This is a genomic window from Acinetobacter sp. LT1, assembly GCF_059800965.1.
Genome location: NZ_JBBAXE010000003.1, coordinates 194,941 through 217,036, shown reverse-complemented (window position 1 = coordinate 217,036; position 22,096 = coordinate 194,941). Strand labels below are relative to the sequence as shown.

The window sequence follows — 22,096 nt, the reverse complement described above, 5'->3', positions numbered from 1 at the left end:
TGTTTAATCTAATCTATTTTTAAATAATCTCATTAATATTTTTTTGCCAAAGTACTTCTTGGCCACCTTCAGCACGCTGTAAAGCGCGTGATGCGACAAATAACCAGTCAGATAGACGGTTTAAAAGTTGGAGTGCTGTAGCTTGAATATTTTGATCACGAGTCTGTACTGACATGAGCGATCGTTCTGCACGGCGGCAAACGGCACGGGCTTGATGAGCATAACTACAAGATAAAGAACCAGACGGTAGGATAAACTCTTTAAGCATCGGTAAGTCTTCATTCATACGGTCAATTTCTTTTTCAAGAAATTCAATACAAACCGGCTGGAGTAGATTGTAATTTGGAATACAAACCTCTCCACCTAAATCAAAAAGCCAATGTTGAATCAGACTTAAGCTTTTATCCCAATCAGCCTTATCATTTACTTGGCTATCTGTGATTTGAGCACGAAGTACCCCAATAATGGCGTTGAGTTCATCAACATCACCAAGTGCTGTAATTCGTAAATCATCCTTGGCAACACGAGAACCATCGCCTAAACCTGTTGTACCTGAGTCGCCTGTGCGTGTATAGATTTTGCTTAAACGGTGTCCCATGATGGATATCCTGAACATAAAAAAGGGATAATGTCGGTCAGAACATTACCCCGAAACTGGAGTTAAGAAAATATTTTTATAGTTGGCGTGAGAAATTAATAACGGAAAGTGACCCCAACAGAAGCTTGACGGCCTGTATTAACATACCAGTCATTTGAAGGATAAGTATTTAATACTTCACGATACTGAACATCACCTACGTTTTGAATATTGGTAAATACTTTCACGTTAGGAATAATATTCCAGTAAGCATTTAAGTCCACAGTCGCGTAACCAGGCACTCGCATAGAATTGGCTGAGTCTGCATAAGATTTCGCTCGAGCAATTAATGAAGCACTAATTCCATATACTGCATTTTCTAAACCTGTGCTTATAGTGAGAGTCTGGCGAGGACGGTAGGCAATTTCTGTATTATCTTTTTCATTTTCTGTTTTTACGTAAGCATATTCAGTGGACAAGAAAAGATCATCCTGACGCCACTTAATTCCAGCTTCACCACCTGTAAAGTTTGCTTTAGCTATATTTGTATTAGTACCAGCATTGTAGGCGATAAGATCTTTAATTTTTGTATGATAAACAGAAAAATTAGTACTCACATTTGATGTAAGATCGTAGTTCATACCCATTTCATAAGAAGTACTTTCTTCTGGGGCTAAGTTCTCATTGCCTCCCCATTGAGAATATAGTTCATTTAAGGTCGGAGCTCTGAAAGCACTGCCGATATTTGCATATACACTAGCATTAGGTAAGAAATGATAGCGTATAGCACCTTGTCCAACAGTATGAGTACCAAAGCGTTGGTTGTCTTCTAAACGAACACCGATTTGGGTGTCAAAAAGATCATTTTTGAGTTGATGCTGTAAATAATACCCTGTGCTATTTACACTTTTATCTGAGTTAAGAATGGTATTACTTTTATAATTTGCATCGTTATAGGTAGCACCAACTAAAATATTTTGGTTTGGAGTGAATTTCCATTTCAGGTTTAAATCACTCTCATTATTTTCAGTATTGTAATATGAGCCATAAGCAGGAACATTTTGTTTATCCTGAACATTTGCATAGTGTGCATTAATGATGAGATCAGGTAAAATATTATAAGCAACTTTAGTGTTAATAACTCGATTTTCGAACTGACGTTGTGCTGTATTGGTTATGTAGTCATTACTAAAAACGTTAGTGCCTTTATTTTCACTAATTGAAGCAGAAGCATCTATTAAGTTTTCTTGGAAGAAACCTATTTTAGCGTGATAGCCTTTTTGATCATAACCGGCTTTTTCATTTTCTGGCTGGCTTTCAAAAATACGTGTTCCATCACTTTCTAAGCGTTGCCCACCTACTTGTGCATAGAACCCTTGGTCAGTCACGAGATTGGCATTAACAATAGTCTTATAAGTATTATTTTCACCATAAATACCAGTTAGCTCAGCTCCTGTTTTCTCTGGTTTTTTAGAAATTAACTGGACGACACCACCAATCGCATCACTACCATATTGAACAGATGCCGGCCCTTTTAAAATTTCGATTTGTTGAACATCTGTTGTATCTAAAAATGCCGGATATAATGGACCAAGCTCATTTTGACTATTTAAACGAGCGCCATCTTTAAGAACTAATGTATGAACTGATTTAGTGCCGCGAAGTGAAATTTCAGAAATCTGACCTAGACCACCGCTTTGTTTTATATAAACAGAAGGATCGCGTTGAATAATATCTGAAACGTTTAGTAATGGATTCTGTTCAATTGTTTTTTCATCAATTACTGAAATACGCGCCGGAACCTCACTAGCTTTTTCAGCACTTTTTGAAGCAGTCACTACAATTGGATCAAGCTGAGTTACATTCGTTGTATCTTCAGCAAAAATAACAGGTGAAAACCCCATCGCAATAGCGATAGCCCCTACCAGACGAGTAGGTTGAAAAGACTTAGACATAACATGCTCCATACATTCACCCCACGTGAATGATCGGGTAGATAGATGAAACAAGTAGGTCTCCGGACTTCAGCGCCATATTTAATTTATGGACATATTCACCTTCCCACATCACTGCAGTGGTGTAAGTCGAGAACGACTTAAAAAATATGCTTTACATTGTTACCGTTGCGGGGGCAGTGCCGGACTTTCACCAGCTTCCCTAAAGCATGAATTGCTTACACTTGCTTCCAATTTTACGCAGTATAAAGTGGCGATTTACTTCATACAATGTCATTTGGAGCAATTCCCTGAGAACTTTTACGCAAGGGACAAAAATTGCATTACAATGGCGCTTATTTTAAGAAATGGTTGTAGTTTAGGCAGATCATGAGCCCATCAAACCAAAAACGTACACGAGCAAAAATCTGTGGAATTACTCGCATTCAAGATGTTCAGGCAGTTGTTGCTGCTGGAGCAGATGCGATTGGTTTTGTTTTTTTCCCGCCAAGTCCAAGACATGTAACGGTTGAACAGGCCCAAGAATTAGCAAAAGTAATTCCACCTTATGTACAAATGGTAGGTTTGTTTGTAAATACGAGTGCTGCTGAAATTCAGGATGTACTTGATTGTGTTCCCCTAGATGTATTACAACTACATGGCGATGAAACTCCAGAACAATGTCAGGAAATTGCTCGCCATTGTAAACGTCGCTGGTATAAAGCGATTCAGGTTAAACCTGATCTGGATGTAGTTGCTGAAATTCAAAAATATCAGGCAGCTGGTGCCAGTGCTGTATTGCTCGATGCGTGGCATCCTGAGCTCAAAGGGGGCACAGGACATCAGTTTGACTGGTCTAAATTCCCAAAACTTGATATTCCCTTAATCTTGGCAGGTGGTTTAACCCCTGACAATGTCATTGACGCTATTCATACTACCGGTGCTTTTGCAGTAGATGTGAGCGGAGGCGTAGAGTCCGCAAAAGGTATAAAAGACCAACAACTCATTGAACGATTTATGCAAGGAGTCCAACGTGGATCAGCAAAACAATGTGATTGACTATACACAGTACCCAGATGCTGCAGGGCATTTCGGTATCCATGGCGGACGTTTTGTGTCAGAAACTTTAATGGCGGCATTAGAAGATTTAGAAAATCTCTATTCCCGCATGAAAAATGATGAACAGTTTTTGGCAGAATTCGACCGTGACCTCGCCTACTATGTAGGTCGTCCTAGTCCACTTTATTATGCTGAGCGATGGTCAAAAGAGTTAGGTGGTGCGCAAATTTACCTTAAACGTGAAGACTTGAACCATACAGGCTCACACAAGGTAAACAATACGATTGGTCAGGCGTTATTGGCAAAGCTTTCTGGTAAAAAACGTATTATTGCCGAAACTGGTGCTGGGCAGCATGGTGTAGCAACAGCAACAATTGCAGCACGTTTAGGTCTTGAATGTGTTGTTTATATGGGTGCTGAAGACGTTAAGCGTCAAGCGATGAACGTTTATCGTATGCGTTTGTTGGGTGCTACAGTTGTTCCTGTACAAAGCGGCTCTAAAACGCTGAAAGACGCCATGAACGAAGCGATGCGTGACTGGGTAACCAACGTTGATACGACGTACTATGTGATTGGTACAGTTGCAGGTCCGCATCCATATCCTCAACTCGTTCGTGACTTCCAGTCGATTATTGGTCGTGAAGCACGTAAACAGATTTTGGAACAAGCAGGTCGCTTACCAGATGCATTAGTTGCCTGTGTAGGTGGTGGTTCAAATGCAATGGGCTTGTTCTATCCATTCTTAAACGATGCCAACGTGAAAATGTATGGTGTTGAAGCAGCTGGTTTTGGTATTGAAACTGGTAAACACTCTGCGCCATTAAATGCGGGTCATGTGGGTGTATTGCACGGTAACCGTACTTACTTGATGAGTGATGAACAAGGCCAGATTATTGAGACACATAGTATCTCGGCGGGCCTTGATTATCCGGGTGTCGGTCCTGAACATAGCTTCTTGAAAGATATGAAGCGCGTAGAATACGTGCCGATTAATGATACAGAAGCTTTGCAAGGTTTTCGTGATTTAACCAAAATCGAAGGGATTATTCCTGCACTTGAAAGCTCTCATGCGATGGCCTATGTGTCTAAGCTTGCACCGACGATGTCTAAAGATCAGATTATTATTGCGACTGTTTCAGGTCGTGGTGACAAAGATTTAATGACAGTTGCACGCATTGATGGCGTAGAAATGGTTGAAATGTAAGAGGAAAAAATGCCAAGTTTGTTTATGGTAATGTTAGGCGGGCGTCATGCACGCGCTAATACCGAAGTTCATGATGTTGTCATGGCTGTAGGAGATACTTTGGAAGAAGTTTATCCTCAACTTAAACAGGCTTGGTTTGGTGAGGCTCAAGGATTGCATATTGATGCTTGGGCCAAGCTCTCTGGCGTTAGCTCTCAAGGACAAAATTATCAAATTCACTTTACAGACGCTGCTCCACAACCAGATGATTTAAAATTATATTTAATTAATCTAGGTGGATATAATGCAAGTGAATTCGGTGAACTTCACCGTTATGAGTTTGTGGTTGCGCCCAATGCGGTAGTTGCCAAACAATTAGGTAAACAATTTATAGATCGGCAGTGGCAAAAAGCACATACAGATCGAGTTATTGATATTGATGACTGCTTAGCGATAGATTGTGTAGCAGGGCGCTATATTCATTTAATAAAAGGCGGTTTTGCTGAAACAATTTGGGAAAATACGTATTTGACCGTGGTATAGGTCATTTGAAATCTAATATTCATATGGAAGTGGGTAAATGGATTTAATTCAAGAAAATGGACAGCCTCGCTACGGGCGTTTTGAATCTGTACCGTCAACCATTCACGTACAACATTATATTTATAAAACCCCTTACGGTAAGGTCCTTAAAGGCTGGCGTAAGCAATTAAAATATAAAAAATTTAAATTCTGCGGCATTCAACATAAACACTATAGTATTGGTCTGGCTATTGCAGATATCGGCTGGGTCGGGCATGGCTTTTTCTATATTTATGACCATGAAACAGGGCAGGTTATTGAGTGGAATGCCATTCAGCCTTTGGGGCATAAAACCTACCTTGATGAACAGCCCTTATTTAATCAAAGTTATTTTTCTAAATCTCCTTATCAGTTTGATATCCAGCATGCCAATGGTGTGCGATATATCCGAGTGACCAAATATGGTGAGATTCAACTCAGCGCTCGTATTTTTTGTGCTGGAACCGATATATTAAGTTTGTGTACACCAACTGGCATCAATGGTTGGACTTATACCCAAAAGCAGACCACATTGGCTGTAGAGGGAATGTTTATTAATAAGCAAAACCAAGTCGTACAATTTGATGAAAAGACATTTGCATCCTTAGATGATACCTGCGGTTTTTTGCGACGTGAAACAGCTTGGTTCTGGCTTTCATGTAATTTTTGGGATGAGCAAGGGCGACGTATCGGTTTAAATTTAGCTTCTGGTGTGAATGAAAGCTTTGGTAATGAAAATTGCTTATGGATTAACGGAGTTTTATTTCCACTGACTGATGTTTTATTTGAAAAAGTAAATGATGAACTTTGGCAAATTAGCTCTCTAGATCAAAAACTTAATCTCCAAGTGCATATTGGTTGGTGCCGATACGAAAATATTAATTTAAGAATGATTGGTAGTCAGTTTAACCAGTGGCAAGCTAAAATTAGCGGAACAATTGAGCATGAGGCAACCGATATAATCAATTGCAATGAGCAATACGGTTTACTAGAACAACATTATGCAAAATGGTAACAAGCAGGTTATAAACCTGCTTGCCAAAATGCTTCACCAGCTGCAATAGGATCATTGGTCTTTTCAAGTGTTTCAATCCAAACAGGATATTGACGAATGACCGGATGCTGACTTGGATGGAAATCTTTTTTAAACCAATCTAAATATTGGCTTTTCATAGCGGTTAATGTGCCATTTTTGCCAAAGAACCATGGTAAGCCTTTAAGGCTCATTAATAGTCTTTCTCTGGAACTAAAGCCATCACATTTCAACATGATATTCGTGCGGTAAAGTGTAAAGCCAAACATCAGTACTGTCGTAAGAACTAATACAAAACGACGAGTCGACTCAGGAACTTCACCTACTTGTTTCATGACATCAAAAGCAACATCGCGGTGCTCCATCTCTTCAATGGCATGCCACGCGAATAGCGCTCGAACATAGGGGTGAGCATTTTCCAAAGTTTTTTTATTGCTATAAAAAGTTTCCGCCATTAACGCTGTTAAATGTTCAGCTGCTGCCGTCATTGCAATATTGTATTGCGGTGAACGTTTGGTGAGTTCAAAACGAAAAATTCTTTTTAGTGTAGCTGTGAACTGGTCAACAGGCATGCCTTGCTCTTTCATGAGCTGATTCATTTTGTCATGAGCAATACCGTGTTGAGCTTCTTGTTTAATAAAGTCCGCAACCCGTTTTTGTAGTTCGGGATCATCAATTTTGTCTCGGAACATGCGGACACATTCAATAAAATAACGCTCTCCATCTGGAAAGGTTAAGCTGAGCGCATCAAACATACGAGTCAAAAAAGGATCATTATTAAACCAAAAGCGAGGTGCTTCGTTTAAATGAAAATCCAGATCTTTACGAACTACTGGCTCAACCTGATAAGAAACATGTGCGTTCATATTTTTATTTCTCGCATCTAACATGTTCATTAGTATGTCGCCAATAGTCGGCTTTGTTTTGACAGTTATTGCCAATTTTTATACAGTTTGCGACAAGATGGCATTAAAAAAAGGATGAGCCATGCAGGATTTTACGATTTCAAATGGTTATTTTTATCTGTGGAATACTTATCTAAAAGAAAAAGGAATCGATTGGCAGGCATTAAACCTTACAGATGTTCAGGCCCGTCAAGTTCAAAATATTTTAGCTTCATCTATTGATGCTCAATCTTCTTTAAACTTTTTTCTTGAACTTTTAGAGCTGACAGAGTCTCGTCTACAAGTTTCTAATTTAGCCCTAGAAATGGCAACTTGTATTACACCTGCCAATTTTGGTGTACTGGGATACATGGCTTCTCGAAGTGGCAGCTTTGCAGAGGTTCTTGAATATGTCATGAAATTTCATCGTCTCGTGATTGACGGTGAGCAAGTCGTACCTATGCAAGTTGAGCAAGATGCTTCTAACATTCGTTTGTATTGGCCGTTAGTTGATGCCAGTAATATCATACTTTGTGAGCTGACTTTAGCTGCTATGGTGCAGCTTGCTAAACAAATTGCTCCTTTTCATGATTTTCTCTTGCAACATGTTGAGTTCGTGCACCGTTCACGTGGTCCATTAGTTCACTATCAGCGTTTCTTTCAATGTAAATTATCATTTGAGCAACCTTACTATGCATTAACTTTTGCAAGTGAGGGATTGAATGTTCGCCCTCGACATGCAGACCCTAGCTTAATGCAACTTTTAGTGAAACAAGCAGAAGAGGCATTGGCTCAGCGGAAAATACATACAGATTTAGCTCAGCAAATACATTGGATTGTTCATGAATATTTCAAACACAAGCAACAAGCCCCGAAAATAGAGGATATTGCCATCGAGTTGAATATTTCAGTACGAAGCTTGCAGCGTCAATTACAGTCATTAAATACTTCATTTAAATTAATTTTAGATACTGAACGCATGAAACGCTGTGAAATATTACTTCACCAGAATGAAAGCCTCACCACAATTGCTGAACAGTTGGGATATTCGGATCAGTCGGCACTTGCACGGGCTCATAAAAATTTGACAGGACAAACTTTACTTACGCGCAAAAGGGAGTTACAACTCGCCAATAAAAATATTGAGAAATAAGCTTTATGTGGTTAATTTTTGGTCAGTCGACGATCTAATAATGGCTCGAAAATAGGAAGCTTTGATCATTGAGAAAAGTTTCAAAATATTGATAAATGTACACCATGGGTTGTATGAATCATACAATCGAATATCGCCATAACGTTAGACCTGTTCAATGGACAAAAAATAGCGTTAAAATGCGATGTTCTTGTATTTCTACAAACAACTCCTCAATTTTAAATAATTCAAGGAAAGCACAACCCTATGTCACGTCTTGCCACCCGTTTTGAAAAGCTTAAGTCCCAACAACGTAAAGCGCTTGTATCTTATGTTATGGCGGGTGATCCACAGCCACAAGTAACGGTTCCGTTACTGCATAAAATGGTTGCGGCAGGAGTAGATGTCATTGAGCTTGGCTTACCATTTTCAGATCCAATGGCTGATGGTCCGGTAATTGCGCTTGCAGCTGAACGTGCGCTTGCAGCAGGGACTAACACGTTGGATGCACTCAACATGGTAAAAGAGTTCCGTGAGCAGGATCAGGAAACACCTGTTGTTTTAATGGGTTATCTGAATCCGGTTGAAGTGATTGGTTACGAGAAGTTTGTTTCTCATGCGAAACAATGTGGTGTAGATGGCTTATTACTTGTGGATTTACCACCAGAAGAGTCAAAAGAGTTTGGTGCTGTGTTGAAACAACATGATATGGACCAAATTTTCTTACTTGCGCCAACCTCTACAGATCAACGCATTCAACATGTGACAAATCAGGCAAGTGGTTTTATTTACTACGTTTCACTTAAGGGTGTAACTGGAGCAGCAACACTTGATACGGCAGAAGCTGCTGCGCGTATTCAAAAAATCAAAAATGCCACTAATATTCCAGTGGGTGTTGGTTTTGGTATTAGTGATGCCGCCTCAGCAAAAGCAATGGGTAACGTTGCTGATGCCGTGATTGTAGGTAGTGCTTTCGTTAAAAATTTTGCAACGTTGGCAGCGGATGACGCTGTTGAACAGACGGTGAGTAAAGTCAAGGAGCTTCGAGCAGCGCTCGATGAGTTAGTATGAATCAAGAAGTGAAACCAGGGAAAGTTCTTAGCCCTTCGACACCATGGACAAAACGTCCGGTTCCAGGTATTGAAGTCGCAGATGAGCAACAAATTCTCAAAGCAACATTTACTGAGCCAACGATTGAATGTCCTGAATGTCATGCACTAGTGACACGTACAGCAATTTCTTTCAATGCATATGTTTGTCCGCAATGTGATGAACACTTACGAATGAAAGCTCGTGACCGCTTGAACTGGTTCTTTGATAATGTTGTAACTGAATTGGGTCAAGAATTTACTGCAAAAGATCCATTAAAGTTTGTTGACTCTAAACCGTATCCAGATCGTATGCGTGAAGCGCAAAGCAAAACTGGTGAAACGGAAGCGTTAATTGCCATGCAAGGTAACTTAAATGGCGTAGATATGATTGCATGTGCTTTTGAGTTCGACTTTATGGGCGGCTCAATGGGTACAGTTGTCGGTGACCGTTTTGTAAAGGCCGCCGAGCTTGCAATTGAAAAACGTCAGCCATTAATCTGTTTCGCAGCTTCTGGCGGCGCGCGTATGCAAGAAGGTATGTTGTCGCTTATGCAAATGGCGCGTACTTCTGCCGCGATTCAAAAATTAAAAGATGCTGGCTTACCATATATCGTTGTGTTAACACATCCTGTGTATGGTGGTGTAACAGCTTCTTTAGCAATGTTGGGTGATATTCATATTGCTGAACCTAAAGCGATGATTGGCTTTGCTGGTAAGCGTGTAATTGAGCAGACTGTACGTGAAACTCTTGAAGAACCGTTCCAACGTGCTGAATATTTGCTTGATCATGGTGTAATCGATCAGATTGTTCATCGTCATGCTTTACGTGATACTGTATCTCGACTTGTATCGAAATTGATGAACTTACCTTGAACCAACAAGCTCCACTTTCAATAGACTCTTTAGATACATGGCTCAATTATTGGAGCCATGTTCACGTTACAGGGATAGATCTTGGTCTGGAACGTGTAATTCCTGTTGCAGAAAAGCTGGGTGTAACTCAGCCTCATGCTAAAGTTTTTACAGTAGCCGGAACGAATGGTAAAGGCTCAACCACAACCACACTGGCTGCGATATTAAACGCACAAGGTTATAAAGTTGGGTTATATCAGTCACCGCATATCTATCGCTTTAATGAGCGAGTTAAATTAGGTGGGGTAGAAGTCGATGATCAAATTCTGATTGATGCTTTTGTTCAAGTCGATCAGGCTCGTCGCGATTGTGATTTAAGCTTATCTTTTTTTGAAGCAACCACTTTGGCTGCTTTTGTTATTTTTAAACAACAACAATGTGATGTATGGGTGCTTGAAGTTGGTCTGGGCGGACGCTTAGATGTTGTCAATGTGATTGATCCCGACATTGCAGTAATTACTAATATTGGCCTAGATCACACAGATTGGCTAGGCGATACCGTCGAAAAAATTGCTTTTGAAAAAGCAGGCATTATTCGTCCATATATTCCGGTTATCTTCGCGGGTGAGCAACCATTGCCGCAAGCAATTCAAGATAAAGCACAAAGTTCACAAGCAGACTTATATACCGTTAATCGTGATTATTTTTATAAGCTCGCAGAAGATGGACAAAACTGGTACTTTGCTTCGGAAGGAACCACTTTAAAACTTCCTTTAGGTACATTAGCGATTGAAAATATTGCAGGAGCGGTTGCGGCCATTTTAAATAGTGGACTTGAGATTTCTCAGTCAGCATTAGAAAAAGGTATCCAATCTGCTCGCTTAGCTGGACGTTTTGAACAGCGTCAAGTGGATGGGAAGACGGTCATTTTTGATGCTGGGCACAATCCACATGGTGTTGAATTTTTGTTAAAGCAATTGCGAAATTTCTTAGAATACAATAAACAGTACACAGAAGTTGTCGCAGTATTTTCAATGCTGGCAGATAAAGATATAAAATCAGTAGTCGATTTATTGAAACCTACTGTTTTACATTGGAAAATTGCTGAATTGAATGTGCCGCGTGCTGCACCGATTCAGCAACTCAATGATGCCTTGCAAGGCCAGACAGTACAACAATATGGCAATATCAAAGAGGCTTTTAAATCAGCGCTTGAGCAAACAAATAACAATCAGCTGATTTTGGCCTGTGGTTCGTTTCATACTTTAGAAGCGATTTGGGAGTATTTGGAAGAATGTCAATGAATAACAAACAACGCTGGATGGGTGGCGTTGTTTTACTAGGAGGTGGTGTTTTATTGGCAGCATTGCTTCTAAAAGGAAATGAGGAAATAAAACAGGTTGAAGCTCAACCATCCGCATCCACATCGCCAAAAACTCAAACTAAACCAAAACAGACAACTGAAGGGCAAATGGTACAACTACAACCGCTTGCGGTTGATGTTGAAACTGAAAAACGTTTGCTAGAAGAACAGCGTCGTGCGCGTGAAAAGGCCGTTGCTGAACAAGAAGCACGTGCAGCTGAGTTCTTAGCAATGCAGCAGCAAGCTGAAGCTGATGCTGCTCGTAAAGCTGCAGCAGAGTACGCTGCTATTAATGCGCGCCGTACAGCGGCTCAAGAAAGTTCAGATAATATTCCACCGGAGTTAGTGGGTGAGGCGAAAGCTAAAAACCAGCAAACCAATACGGTGAATAAAACAACTGATACTTCAAAAATAGATGCAGACAAAAAAGCTGCTGAAGCAAAACGCCAAGCAGAAGCAGACAAGAAAGCGGCTGATGCTAAACGACAGGCAGAAGCAGACAAAAAAGCAACTGAAGCAAAACGTCAAGCGGAAGCAGACAAGAAAGCAGCTGAAGCTAAACGACAGGCAGAAGCTGATAAAAAGGCTGCAGAAGCGAAACGCCAAGCAGAAGCAGACAAGAAAGCTGCAGAAGCGAAACGCCAAGCAGAAGCTGAGAAAAAAGCTGAAGCTGAAAAAGCGCGTGAGCTGCTTGAAAATGGCGATAAAAAGTGGATGGTTCAAGTCGCTTTGGCTGCTAACCAAGCCAATGCAGATGCAGTTGTTTCTAAATTACGAGCTAAAGGCTATAAGGTCACTACAAGCCCAACCAGTAAGGGTATTCGTATTATGGTTGGACCTGCAAAAGACCGTGATACAGCAGATGCTGCGCGTAAGAAAATTACTTCTGATTCAAGTTTAAACATGAAATCAGCGTGGGTGATTGACTGGGTACCGTTAGACCAACGTTAACCAAATTAAAAATTCCACTCAAGATGTCACTAAGATGGATTCGACAGTTGCTGTTGAATCCATCTTACATTTTCAGGTGTAAATAATCGGTCAATGTTCTTCCAAATAATATGATAACCGTAACCCCCTTGTTTCATTTCCTTAACCGCATCATTAATTGCCCAATTTTCAAAAATAATGCGATACATGGCAACGCTGGCCCCTGTACGATCTGAACCATGGTAGCAGTGCAATAAAACGCGCTGATCATTCTGCTTGGCAATTTTGATTTGTTGCATGACTTCTAAGAGATCTTGTCGGTCAATTGCCCAAGTGTTGATAGGAATATGTACAAGATTAAAATTTTCATTTTTAAAAACTAAACTATCTGCGTCTTTGGCTCTTAAATTAATGATCGTTCCAATTTGATGATCCTTTAATTCAGAAATCATTGCTGTATCAGGTTGTTCACTGCGATAAACATCATTACTAATTTGATAAAAGTTATGAGTCTGAGAAACTAAGCTTCCCCAATCTTGTGGTCGATGCTCATGGGCGATACTTTCGTGCTGCATACACCCTTGTAAACTTATACAGATGACAAGTGTAAGGAGCGATAATTTTTTCATTTTTGATACCGTTTCAGCTCATCAGGGTCGTGAGCACAAATTATTTCAATCTTGGGTTCATGTTGAGCTAAATGCTGTAAACGCTTGAGGTTAAAAAGACGCTTTTCATTATCTTCTGCAAATGTTTTTTCCACCAGACCAAGTGATCTTAATTTATTTTTAGGGTTTAACTCTAGGTGTGAGTAGTAGGCATCTCCACAAAATAATACCCATTGATTTTGTTGCTTTATGGCAATCCCGCAATGTCCAGCTGTATGTCCTAACAGCGGTATCATTAAAATTTCATCTTGAAACAGCGGAAAACCTTTAACTTTTTCGAGGTTGAACCATGCTTCACCTTTTTGATATTCAACGAAGTTCCAATACCGATGATCTTTATATTGATTGGTTCTATAGCGAAGTTTGCCTTTAAAATTTGGAAGTTGGGCAGCGTTGTATTCTGCTGCTAAAACATGAACTGTGGCATGAGGAAAATCTGAGATACCACCAGCATGGTCGAAATCAAGATGAGTGACAAAAATATGCTGTACATCTTTGGGACTAAACCCGAGCTTTTGGATTTGTTGGATCGCACTAAATTCAATATTATGCTCAATATTGCCTAAGCGTTTAACTAATGAGCCTAGGCGCTGCTTCATATGTAAGTAATCTTGCAAGCCAAAGCCAGTATCGATAAGCACTAAGCCTCGATCAGTTTCAACTAAAAGACAATGACAGATTACCTCAGCTCGGAAGCCTTTTTGTCCAAATAAGGGGGCACAAACTGGGCACATACTGCCACACTTTAAATGATGAATTTTATAGATCATGATTTTTATTTTTTTACCAAATCGTTTCGAGTTATAACTGATCTAAACAATAAAAACCATGAGTATTCAATACATAAATAAAAAAGCCATCACTACGGATGACTTTTTCGGGTGTGATATTTAATCTAAATGTGCCTACGCGCTTCGCTTGTCTTGTAAGGAATTTTTCAGATGCTTGCCTACGCACTGCGTTTGTCTTGCAAGCAATAAAACCTTTAGTCGGTTTTATTGCTTTCAGGCTGTGGCGTGAGGCGTAAATAAGGTTTAACAGCCGTATAACCTTTAGGGAAACGTTGTTTAATTTCTTCTTCATCTTTAAGTGATGGCACAATCACGACATCTTCACCTTGCTGCCAGTTCGCAGGCGTAGCGACTTTATGTTTATCTGTTAATTGTAATGAATCCACAACACGTAAGACTTCATTAAAATTTCGGCCCGTCGAAGCAGGGTAGGTAATGATTAAGCGAACTTTTTTGTTAGGATCAATAATCACTAATGAGCGCACTGTTAGAGTTTCACTGGCATTAGGGTGAATGAAGCCATAGAGCTCAGATACTTTACGATCTTTATCTGCAATGATTGGAAAGTTTACAGTTGTGTTTTGTGTTTCATTAATATCGTTGATCCAACCTTTATGAGACTCTACATCATCTACAGACAAAGCAATCGCTTTAACATTACGCTTCGTAAATTCATCTTTTAATTTTGCTGTGTAACCTAACTCTGTTGTACATACTGGCGTATAGTCGGCTGGATGTGAAAATAAGATTCCCCAACTATCCCCTAAAAAATCATAAAAATTAATTGGGCCTTCGCTCGATTCTTGTTGAAAATCGGGGGCAGTGTCTCCTAATCGTAGTGTCATGATATTTCCTCAATTGCTCATAATTTGTTATTCGATTGAATGAATATGCAGCATTTACTTTATGATTAAAATTATTGTTTTTATATTTTATTATGAAATTTTTATATAAGTGTAAATATATATGACTAAAACTCATTATTTTAAGTGCTTAATCAATGTAACTTTAAGGTAAATTTGCTAAATTAGATTTCTCGGAAGTTATGCTTAATAGATGAGCGTTAATGGTGTGTTTTTGGTGCTCGGCACATTAAGGGAGATTAGATGAATGAAAAACCATTCGTCTAACTATCAGATTTTTTTTAGGGGTTTTGTGCAAACCCCTTGTACTTCAAATTTCTGGCACCATAATAAACGACTGAGAAAAAGTTTATTCATTTGACCAAGCAAGATTTAGAGAGTTTATCCATGTTGGCAAGTCTGATCGGAGGTATCTTCGGTACAAAAAATGAGCGTGAACTCAAACGCATGCGCAAAATTGTTGAGCAAATCAATGCGCTCGAGCCGACGATATCAGCTTTAAGCGATGCAGACTTATCTGCAAAAACTCCAGAATTCAAACAACGTTATAATAATGGCGAAAGTTTAGATAAATTACTTCCAGAAGCGTTTGCAGTTTGTCGTGAAGCTGCTAAGCGTGTGATGGGTATGCGTCACTATGACGTTCAGTTAATCGGTGGTATTACCTTACATGAAGGTAAGATTGCCGAAATGCGTACCGGTGAAGGTAAAACCCTTATGGGTACTCTGGCGTGTTATTTAAACGCTTTGAGTGGCCAAGGTGTACATGTCATTACTGTGAACGATTATTTGGCACAGCGTGATGCCGAATTGAACCGCCCATTATTTGAATTTTTGGGTCTATCAATTGGTACGATTTATTCAATGCAAGGTCCGTCAGAAAAAGCGGAAGCTTATCTTGCAGATATTACTTACGGTACCAATAACGAATTCGGTTTTGACTACTTACGTGATAACATGGTGTTTTCTTTAGCAGAAAAGAAACAACGTGGTTTGCACTATGCCATTATCGATGAAGTTGACTCCATCTTAATTGATGAGGCTCGTACACCATTAATTATTTCTGGTCAAAGTGAAGACTCTTCGCATCTGTATTCTGCAATCAATACGATTCCTCCTAAATTACATCCGCAAAAAGAAGAAAAAGTTGCAGATGGTGGGCATTTCTGGATTGATGAAAAGCAGCGTTCAGTTGAAATGACCGAGGTTGGTTATGAAACTGTTGAACAAGAACTTATTCAGATGGGCTTGTTGGCTGAAGGCGAAAGCTTATATTCAGCAACAAACCTAAACCTTGTTCACCATGTATCTGCTGCCATTCGTGCACATTTCCTATTCCAACGTGATGTTCACTACATCATTCATGATGGTGAAGTGGTTATTGTCGATGAGCATACGGGCCGTACGATGCCGGGTCGTCGTTGGTCAGAAGGTTTGCATCAAGCTGTTGAAGCAAAAGAAGGCTTAGAAATTCAGCCTGAAAACCAAACTTTAGCGACAACAACATTCCAGAACTACTTCCGTCTTTATAAAAAGCTTTCAGGTATGACAGGTACTGCTGATACTGAAGCTGCGGAAATGAAAGAAATTTACGGTCTTGACGTTGTGATTATTCCAACTCACCGTCCAATGATTCGTAACGACCAAAACGATTTAATTTATTTAAACCGTAACGGCAAATATAACGCGATTATTCAAGAAATTATGAATATTCGTGGGCAGGGTGTTGCTCCAATTCTTATTGGTACAGCAACCATTGAAGCCAGCGAAATTTTATCTTCTAAGTTAATGCAAGCTGGTATTCATCATGAAGTTTTGAACGCAAAACAACATGAGCGTGAAGCTGACATTATTGCTCAAGCGGGTAGCCCGAATGCAGTAACGATTGCAACTAACATGGCTGGTCGTGGTACGGATATTATCTTGGGTGGTAACTGGAAAGCGAAACTTGCCAAACTTGAGAACCCAACTGCAGAAGATGAAGCACGTCTAAAAGCGCAATGGGAACAAGACCATGAAGATGTATTGCAAGCAGGTGGTTTGCATATCATTGGTTCTGAACGCCATGAATCACGTCGTATTGACAACCAGTTACGTGGTCGTGCCGGTCGTCAGGGTGACCCTGGTGTTTCTCGTTTCTATTTATCTCTTGAAGATGACCTGATGCGTATTTTCGCAGGTGACCGTGTCGTTGGTATGATGCGCGCGATGGGTTTAAAAGAAGACGAAGCGATTGAACATAAAATGGTGAGCCGTTCGATTGAGAATGCTCAGCGTAAAGTTGAAGCGCGTAACTTCGATATTCGTAAGAACTTATTGAAATACGATGATGTGAATAATGAACAGCGTAAGATCATTTATTCTCAACGTGATGAAGTATTAGCTGAAAATACCTTAAAAGAATATGTTGAAGAAATGCATCGTGAAGTGATGCAAGGCATGATTGCTAACTTTATTCCACCAGAGTCAATTCATGACCAGTGGGATGTGGAAGGTTTAGAAAATGCTTTACGTATTGATTTAGGTATTGAGCTACCAGTTCAGGAATGGTTAGACCAAGATCGTCGTTTAGATGAAGAAGGTTTGGTTGAGCGTATTAGTGATGAAGTGATTGAGCGTTATCGTCAGCGCCGTGCTCAAATGGGTGATGAATCTGCAGCAATGCTTGAGCGCCATTTCGTTTTAAACTCTCTTGATCGCCATTGGAAAGATCACTTGGCTGCAATGGATTATTTGCGTCAAGGTATTCACTTACGTGGCTATGCGCAAAAGAACCCTGAGCAAGAATATAAGAAAGAAGCTTTCAACCTGTTCGTAAACATGTTGGGTATTATTAAAACTGATGTTGTGACTGATTTGTCTCGTGTACATATCCCAACACCAGAAGAACTTGCAGAAATGGAAGCTCAACAACAGCAGCAAGCTGAATCAATGAAGCTTTCTTTTGAACATGATGATGTAGATGGTTTAACTGGTGAAGTTACACTTTCTCAAGAAACCATGAACGAGTCTGCCGATCAGCAAGCTTTCCCTGTTCCAGAAAGCCGTAATGCCCCATGCCCATGTGGTTCAGGACTAAAATATAAGCAATGTCACGGTAAGATCTAATCTGCCTTCTCAAAAAAAGCAGAACAATTGTTCTGCTTTTTTTATGTTTGTAGTAAGCCTGTGAATAATGTTTGCAGTTTTAAGCATTAAATGCTATTTACTTCTCATCCAGAGTGTATGTTGGAAAGACAATGAAAAAAGTATTACAACCTTTATTTTTAACTGTTCTTGCTGTACCAAGTTTTGTTTTTGCAGCAGAAGCAGCTTCAGCCCCTCAAACGACAACGGTTGACAAAGTACTTGCAGCAAAAGGCCCAACTTCGGCTCAAGCTGTAGTGAAGCAAGAAAATACTACAGTGATTAGTCCACGTACAGGTATTCGCTATACGTTGGGTAACACAGGTAATCGCCCAATTATCTTACAAACTACAGCGATTGCTCCGGCAAACTCAGCAAACATTAATCGAATTGTGGCAAGCAACCCAGCTCTCTCTGCAAAAAGCCAAGAAAAAGCAAAAGTTGCTTTAATCGGTGAAGCAGCTGTAGCAGGACCAGCAGCAGTTGCAGCAAGCAATGTAACAGCGCCAGCTGCAACAAATAGTGTTGCTCCAGCAAATCCTGCATCAATGAACTAATTCATATACGTATAAAAAGCCAGTTCAAATTGAACTGGCTTTTTTATGGGGGTGTCTTTAAAACTTTAAATCTGATTATTTACATCATCATTTTTTGTTTCACGAATGAGTAAGAACGCAACTAATGATAAAAGTGATGCAGCAGTCAGATAATAACCAACTGCATATAAACCATAAGTTTCAGCAAGCTTAGTCGCAATCAGTGGGGCAAAGGATGCACCAAAAATACCAGCCAAGTTAAAAGTTAATGCTGAACCTGTATATCGAACTGAAGTTGGGAAAAGTTCAGAAAGAACTGTACCAATTGGACCATATGTTAAGCCCATAATTGCCAAGCCAGTACATAAGAAAAGGAAAACGATTAAAGTATTTCCAGACTCTAACATACTAGAGAAGAACAAGCCGAAAATCGCAGCAGCAATACAAACGCCAATAGAAGTTGTTTTTCGACCAAATTTTTCTGCAAAAATAGCCGATAAAGGAATGAATGCGGCAAAGCAAAGTGTGGCAAACAATTGAAGTTCTAAAAACTCTCCACGCGCATAACCCAGTTTAGTGGTTCCCCAGTTTAAGGCAAATACGGTAGTAAGATAGAACACAACAAAGGTGCAGATTGCTGCAACTGTACCAAGAATAAGCTTACCTGTATGTTTGGTTAAAACTTCTTTAAATGGAATATTAACTTCTTTTTGCTTATCTAAGACTTTCTGGAAAGCTGGAGTTTCATGAAGTTTTAAACGAATATATAAGCCAACAATGACCAATACAGCACTGGCAATGAATGGAATACGCCAACCCCATTGCATGAATGCTTGCTCAGGAATAACTGCACTCAATAATAAGAATGAACCTGTTGCCAGAATAAAGCCAATTGGAGCACCTAGTTGCGGAAACATGCCGTACCATGCTCTTTTACCTTCTGGGGCATTTTCAGTCGCTAATAATACTGCGCCACTCCATTCACCACCTAAGCCTAGTCCTTGTCCTAAACGACAAACAGCTAATAGTAATGGTGCGACAATCCCGATTTGAGCATAAGTCGGAAGTAAACCAATACATACGGTTGAAATACCCATGGTCAATAAAGCTGCAACTAATGTGGCTTTACGACCAATACGATCTCCTAGATGGCCAAATAATGCGGCACCGATAGGACGAGCAATAAAGGCAATTGCAAAGGTTGCCAGAGATTGTAAGACTGCGGCACTGCCACTACTAGCTGGGAAAAATAGGTGAGGAAAGATAATCACGGCAGCTGTTGCATAGATATAAAAGTCGAAGAACTCAATAGTTGTACCGACTAAGCTTGCAAACAAAACTCGTGTTTTTGAATTAGTGGCTACTACAGGAGCAGCAGTCGCAGAAGTTGACTCCATATAAGTCCTTATATCCGTTAAAATTTATTTTTAATAGCTACTCTTTTTAAAGACGTATTTTTCTCAAAGAATAGCGTGAAAGAACATCATCCATGACTCTTTCAGGATCACTGAATATGAGTGAAAAATGGACTAAACTACGTACCAATAGATTGCAAGAAAATGTGCCCCTGCACCTAAAAGCACAAAAATATGCCAGATCGCATGGGTATATCTTACCTTTTTTAACGCGTAAAACAATGCTCCAACCGTATAAGCTAATCCGCCAATAATTAACAAAATCAACGCGTCTTTACTCAGATAGGTGCGCATATCATCCATAACAAAAACAGCAAGCCAACCCATAAGAACATAAGCAAGTAGCGAAATTTTCTGAAAACGATGAATAAAAACTAACTTGAAAAGTGTACCAATTGCAGCAATGCTCCAGAGAGCAATAAGTAAAATATGAGCTTTTTGTGTAGGTATAGCAATGCTTAAGAATGGGGTATATGTTCCCGCAATTAAATAATAAATAGCAGTATGGTCGAGTTTTTTATACCAGTAGCGTAGGTTTTGTGTTTGAGCAAAATGATAAAGTGTAGAACTGGTAAAAACTAAAATTAGGCTAAATGAATATACCCATAAACCTACCCACTGAGCAATAGAAAGATAAGATCCCTTTATAATTAAAAAGATAGAAGCTACAACTGCCATAACAACACCAGCACCATGACTATAGGCATTAAATAGTTCTTCTTTTGGATCGTAAGTTTCCAACACAGATTTACTCATAACTTTAATTTTTTTGATTAAAAATACAAATGTATAGAAATACAAAACAGTCGTAAAGTTATTTTATTTTTAATCCTAGACCCTTTAAACTTCTATTTTATATGAGTCTTCATTTTTTAGGTATATCCGTGTCGGTTTTCTCCTTTGAGCAAGAACAGCAATTCTTTTATGAAATCAAGCAAATGCTTGACCAACAAGCTTTTGAGCGTTTGATCTTGAGCCAATATAAGGGAGAGTTGGCGCAACTGGAAAAAATCACTTTCCGTGTTGTAGAGCTACATGGACAAAAACAGCTTTCAGCTCTATACCATCATACGACCCAAGATGTGACTAAAAACTATTCATTTCAAGAAGGTTTGCAACAGATTGAGCAATTAATCACACAGTGTAAGCAAGCAAACTTATTTTCAACCACTCAAGAAATTCAACTTAAAAAAAATAAGAAAAAAGCCATATTAAATATGGGTAAAAAGCAGGCAGTAAATACGACACAAACGGTTCAGGCACATGACCGTGAAAAGCAGCGCTATGTACAGCAAGGCAATGCATTTTTAAAAGAGCTGGGTATTACTGATGAGAAAGCCCAAGTTATTCCAAGCATGGCTCGTAAATGGAAACAGATTAATAAATTTATCGAAATTTTTGCGAGTGCCTATGAACAGATTGATGCATCTCAACAAGAGTTACGCATTGTCGATTTTGGATCAGGTAAAGGTTATTTAACTTTTGCATTGTATGATTATCTGCAACAACAGCAGAAAACACCATTGATTACTGGTGTAGAGCTGCGCCGTAATTTGGTGGAATTTTGCCAGAACGTTGCAGACAAAGTGCATTTTAACCACTTAGACTTTTTTGAAGGTGACGTTCGTAGTTATCAACCGGAAAAGCTGGATGTAATGATTGCCTTACACGCGTGTGATATTGCGACTGACTTTGCTATTCATACTGGAATCCGTTTAAACGCTTCGATGATTATGTGTGCGCCATGTTGCCACAAAGAGTTACGCCCTCAATTACATAGCCCAGAAGTTTTACAACCAATGCTACAGTTTGGTATTCATGCTGGACAACAAGCTGAGATGCTGACTGACACTTTACGTGCTTTACTTTTAAAAGCGTATGGTTATGAAACCAAAGTTTTTGAGTTTGTATCGCTTGAACATACCAGCAAAAATAAAATGATTTTGGCGACAAAACGCAAAAACGTTTCACAGCCTGACGCCAAGATTATGGCTCAAATCCAAGCATTGAAAGAAATGTATGGTATTAAAAAACAAACGCTGGAATTGTTGTTACAAGATCAGTTGCCGATCGAAAATATTGGCTGCAAGTGCTAGGA

20 protein-coding genes and 1 riboswitch are annotated in these 22,096 nt (G+C 39.6%); of the genes, 12 read left to right on the top strand and 8 right to left on the bottom strand.

Going from position 1 to position 22,096, the window contains the following annotated elements:
* Positions 1 to 19: 19 nt before the first annotated feature.
* On the bottom strand, positions 20 to 598 hold the full coding sequence (locus WBW42_RS04250) for a cob(I)yrinic acid a,c-diamide adenosyltransferase (protein ID WP_032056707.1): 579 nt from the start codon (positions 596 to 598) through the stop codon (positions 20 to 22).
* 95 nt (positions 599 to 693) lie between these two features.
* Complete coding sequence (locus WBW42_RS04245; protein ID WP_080776812.1) at positions 694 to 2,544, bottom strand: TonB-dependent receptor plug domain-containing protein; 1,851 nt, start codon at positions 2,542 to 2,544, stop codon at positions 694 to 696.
* Between the two features lie 24 nt (positions 2,545 to 2,568).
* Positions 2,569 to 2,775, bottom strand: a riboswitch (cobalamin riboswitch).
* A gap of 126 nt (positions 2,776 to 2,901) precedes the next feature.
* Here WBW42_RS04245 and WBW42_RS04240 point away from each other — a divergent pair.
* From WBW42_RS04240 to WBW42_RS04225, 4 genes are read left to right on the top strand one after another with little or no spacing between them, the layout of a single operon-like run.
* A complete protein-coding gene (locus tag WBW42_RS04240; RefSeq protein ID WP_032056705.1) occupies positions 2,902 to 3,570 on the top strand; it encodes a phosphoribosylanthranilate isomerase in 669 nt (222 codons plus the stop codon).
* Positions 3,545 to 4,774 carry a tryptophan synthase subunit beta gene (gene trpB, locus WBW42_RS04235; protein WP_002116129.1) on the top strand — a complete coding sequence of 410 codons (1,230 nt, stop codon included), beginning with the start codon at positions 3,545 to 3,547 and terminating at the stop codon, positions 4,772 to 4,774. Before WBW42_RS04240 ends, trpB begins: the two co-directional genes overlap by 26 nt.
* A 9-nt stretch (positions 4,775 to 4,783) precedes the next feature.
* Positions 4,784 to 5,296, top strand: a complete 513-nt coding sequence (locus WBW42_RS04230) for a DUF1543 domain-containing protein (RefSeq protein WP_032056704.1) — start codon at positions 4,784 to 4,786, stop codon at positions 5,294 to 5,296.
* 37 nt (positions 5,297 to 5,333) lie between these two features.
* Entirely contained in the window at positions 5,334 to 6,329 is a 996-nt protein-coding gene (locus WBW42_RS04225; RefSeq protein WP_498478395.1) for a DUF2804 domain-containing protein, read from the top strand.
* Positions 6,330 to 6,337: 8 nt separating this feature from the next.
* Here WBW42_RS04225 and WBW42_RS04220 read toward each other — a convergent pair whose 3' ends face one another.
* Complete coding sequence (locus tag WBW42_RS04220; protein ID WP_032056702.1) at positions 6,338 to 7,213, bottom strand: metal-dependent hydrolase; 876 nt, start codon at positions 7,211 to 7,213, stop codon at positions 6,338 to 6,340.
* Positions 7,214 to 7,334: 121 nt separating this feature from the next.
* Here WBW42_RS04220 and WBW42_RS04215 point away from each other — a divergent pair, with 121 nt between their 5' ends.
* From WBW42_RS04215 to WBW42_RS04195, 5 genes are all read left to right on the top strand, one after another.
* The gene (locus WBW42_RS04215) at positions 7,335 to 8,384 is read left to right on the top strand and encodes an AraC family transcriptional regulator (RefSeq protein WP_005804700.1); all 1,050 of its coding nucleotides are present in this window, start codon (positions 7,335 to 7,337) and stop codon (positions 8,382 to 8,384) included.
* A gap of 246 nt (positions 8,385 to 8,630) precedes the next feature.
* On the top strand, positions 8,631 to 9,434 hold the full coding sequence (gene trpA / locus WBW42_RS04210; protein ID WP_002116163.1) for a tryptophan synthase subunit alpha: 804 nt from the start codon (positions 8,631 to 8,633) through the stop codon (positions 9,432 to 9,434).
* Complete coding sequence (accD, locus tag WBW42_RS04205) at positions 9,431 to 10,327, top strand: acetyl-CoA carboxylase, carboxyltransferase subunit beta (RefSeq protein WP_002116475.1); 897 nt, start codon at positions 9,431 to 9,433, stop codon at positions 10,325 to 10,327. The genes trpA and accD overlap by 4 nt, the downstream gene beginning before the upstream one ends.
* Positions 10,324 to 11,610 (top strand): bifunctional tetrahydrofolate synthase/dihydrofolate synthase, encoded by a 1,287-nt coding sequence (gene folC, locus WBW42_RS04200; RefSeq protein ID WP_032056701.1) that lies wholly within the window; start codon positions 10,324 to 10,326, stop codon positions 11,608 to 11,610. Before accD ends, folC begins: the two co-directional genes overlap by 4 nt.
* The gene (locus WBW42_RS04195; protein WP_032056700.1) at positions 11,601 to 12,620 is read left to right on the top strand and encodes an SPOR domain-containing protein; all 1,020 of its coding nucleotides are present in this window, start codon (positions 11,601 to 11,603) and stop codon (positions 12,618 to 12,620) included. Before folC ends, WBW42_RS04195 begins: the two co-directional genes overlap by 10 nt.
* A 29-nt stretch (positions 12,621 to 12,649) precedes the next feature.
* Here the strand turns inward: WBW42_RS04195 and WBW42_RS04190 are convergent, their stop codons facing one another.
* The 3 genes from WBW42_RS04190 to WBW42_RS04180 all read right to left on the bottom strand — a co-directional run bounded on the left by WBW42_RS04190 (position 12,650) and on the right by WBW42_RS04180 (position 14,903).
* Positions 12,650 to 13,228, bottom strand: coding sequence for a dual specificity protein phosphatase family protein (locus WBW42_RS04190; RefSeq protein WP_032056699.1), 579 nt, complete (start codon positions 13,226 to 13,228; stop codon positions 12,650 to 12,652).
* The gene (locus WBW42_RS04185) at positions 13,225 to 14,037 is read right to left on the bottom strand and encodes an MBL fold metallo-hydrolase (RefSeq protein ID WP_005804695.1); all 813 of its coding nucleotides are present in this window, start codon (positions 14,035 to 14,037) and stop codon (positions 13,225 to 13,227) included. The genes WBW42_RS04190 and WBW42_RS04185 overlap by 4 nt, the downstream gene beginning before the upstream one ends.
* 215 nt (positions 14,038 to 14,252) lie before the next feature.
* The gene (locus tag WBW42_RS04180) at positions 14,253 to 14,903 is read right to left on the bottom strand and encodes a peroxiredoxin (RefSeq protein WP_005309671.1); all 651 of its coding nucleotides are present in this window, start codon (positions 14,901 to 14,903) and stop codon (positions 14,253 to 14,255) included.
* A gap of 405 nt (positions 14,904 to 15,308) precedes the next feature.
* Between WBW42_RS04180 and secA the strand changes: the two genes are divergently transcribed.
* The gene (secA, locus tag WBW42_RS04175; RefSeq protein WP_032056698.1) at positions 15,309 to 18,029 is read left to right on the top strand and encodes a preprotein translocase subunit SecA; all 2,721 of its coding nucleotides are present in this window, start codon (positions 15,309 to 15,311) and stop codon (positions 18,027 to 18,029) included.
* A 131-nt stretch (positions 18,030 to 18,160) separates the two neighbouring features.
* Entirely contained in the window at positions 18,161 to 18,604 is a 444-nt protein-coding gene (locus WBW42_RS04170) for a hypothetical protein (protein ID WP_002116535.1), read from the top strand.
* A 65-nt stretch (positions 18,605 to 18,669) separates the two neighbouring features.
* Here the strand turns inward: WBW42_RS04170 and WBW42_RS04165 are convergent, their stop codons facing one another.
* Together WBW42_RS04165 and trhA are read right to left on the bottom strand one after the other, a co-directional pair.
* Complete coding sequence (locus WBW42_RS04165; RefSeq protein ID WP_002116183.1) at positions 18,670 to 19,980, bottom strand: MFS transporter; 1,311 nt, start codon at positions 19,978 to 19,980, stop codon at positions 18,670 to 18,672.
* Between the two features lie 132 nt (positions 19,981 to 20,112).
* Positions 20,113 to 20,754: a PAQR family membrane homeostasis protein TrhA gene (trhA, locus tag WBW42_RS04160; RefSeq protein WP_032056697.1), complete on the bottom strand. Its 642-nt coding sequence runs from the start codon at positions 20,752 to 20,754 to the stop codon at positions 20,113 to 20,115.
* A gap of 128 nt (positions 20,755 to 20,882) precedes the next feature.
* Between trhA and WBW42_RS04155 the strand changes: the two genes are divergently transcribed.
* A complete protein-coding gene (locus WBW42_RS04155) occupies positions 20,883 to 22,094 on the top strand; it encodes a class I SAM-dependent methyltransferase (RefSeq protein ID WP_032056696.1) in 1,212 nt (403 codons plus the stop codon).
* Positions 22,095 to 22,096: the final 2 nt, after the last annotated feature.

What these genes read in the sequence shown, in the direction of transcription:
- WBW42_RS04250 (WP_032056707.1), bottom strand. Translation starts at nt 598, where the DNA reads ATGGGACACCGTTTAAGCAAAATCTATACACGCACAGGCGACTCAGGT.
- WBW42_RS04245 (WP_080776812.1), bottom strand. Translation starts at nt 2,544, where the DNA reads ATGGAGCATGTTATGTCTAAGTCTTTTCAACCTACTCGTCTGGTAGGG.
- WBW42_RS04240 (WP_032056705.1), top strand. Translation starts at nt 2,902, where the DNA reads ATGAGCCCATCAAACCAAAAACGTACACGAGCAAAAATCTGTGGAATT.
- WBW42_RS04230 (WP_032056704.1), top strand. Translation starts at nt 4,784, where the DNA reads ATGCCAAGTTTGTTTATGGTAATGTTAGGCGGGCGTCATGCACGCGCT.
- WBW42_RS04225 (WP_498478395.1), top strand. Translation starts at nt 5,334, where the DNA reads ATGGATTTAATTCAAGAAAATGGACAGCCTCGCTACGGGCGTTTTGAA.
- WBW42_RS04220 (WP_032056702.1), bottom strand. Translation starts at nt 7,213, where the DNA reads ATGAACGCACATGTTTCTTATCAGGTTGAGCCAGTAGTTCGTAAAGAT.
- WBW42_RS04215 (WP_005804700.1), top strand. Translation starts at nt 7,335, where the DNA reads ATGCAGGATTTTACGATTTCAAATGGTTATTTTTATCTGTGGAATACT.
- trpA (WP_002116163.1), top strand. Translation starts at nt 8,631, where the DNA reads ATGTCACGTCTTGCCACCCGTTTTGAAAAGCTTAAGTCCCAACAACGT.
- accD (WP_002116475.1), top strand. Translation starts at nt 9,431, where the DNA reads ATGAATCAAGAAGTGAAACCAGGGAAAGTTCTTAGCCCTTCGACACCA.
- WBW42_RS04195 (WP_032056700.1), top strand. Translation starts at nt 11,601, where the DNA reads ATGTCAATGAATAACAAACAACGCTGGATGGGTGGCGTTGTTTTACTA.
- WBW42_RS04190 (WP_032056699.1), bottom strand. Translation starts at nt 13,228, where the DNA reads ATGAAAAAATTATCGCTCCTTACACTTGTCATCTGTATAAGTTTACAA.
- WBW42_RS04185 (WP_005804695.1), bottom strand. Translation starts at nt 14,037, where the DNA reads ATGATCTATAAAATTCATCATTTAAAGTGTGGCAGTATGTGCCCAGTT.
- WBW42_RS04180 (WP_005309671.1), bottom strand. Translation starts at nt 14,903, where the DNA reads ATGACACTACGATTAGGAGACACTGCCCCCGATTTTCAACAAGAATCG.
- secA (WP_032056698.1), top strand. Translation starts at nt 15,309, where the DNA reads ATGTTGGCAAGTCTGATCGGAGGTATCTTCGGTACAAAAAATGAGCGT.
- WBW42_RS04170 (WP_002116535.1), top strand. Translation starts at nt 18,161, where the DNA reads ATGAAAAAAGTATTACAACCTTTATTTTTAACTGTTCTTGCTGTACCA.
- WBW42_RS04165 (WP_002116183.1), bottom strand. Translation starts at nt 19,980, where the DNA reads ATGGAGTCAACTTCTGCGACTGCTGCTCCTGTAGTAGCCACTAATTCA.
- trhA (WP_032056697.1), bottom strand. Translation starts at nt 20,754, where the DNA reads ATGAGTAAATCTGTGTTGGAAACTTACGATCCAAAAGAAGAACTATTT.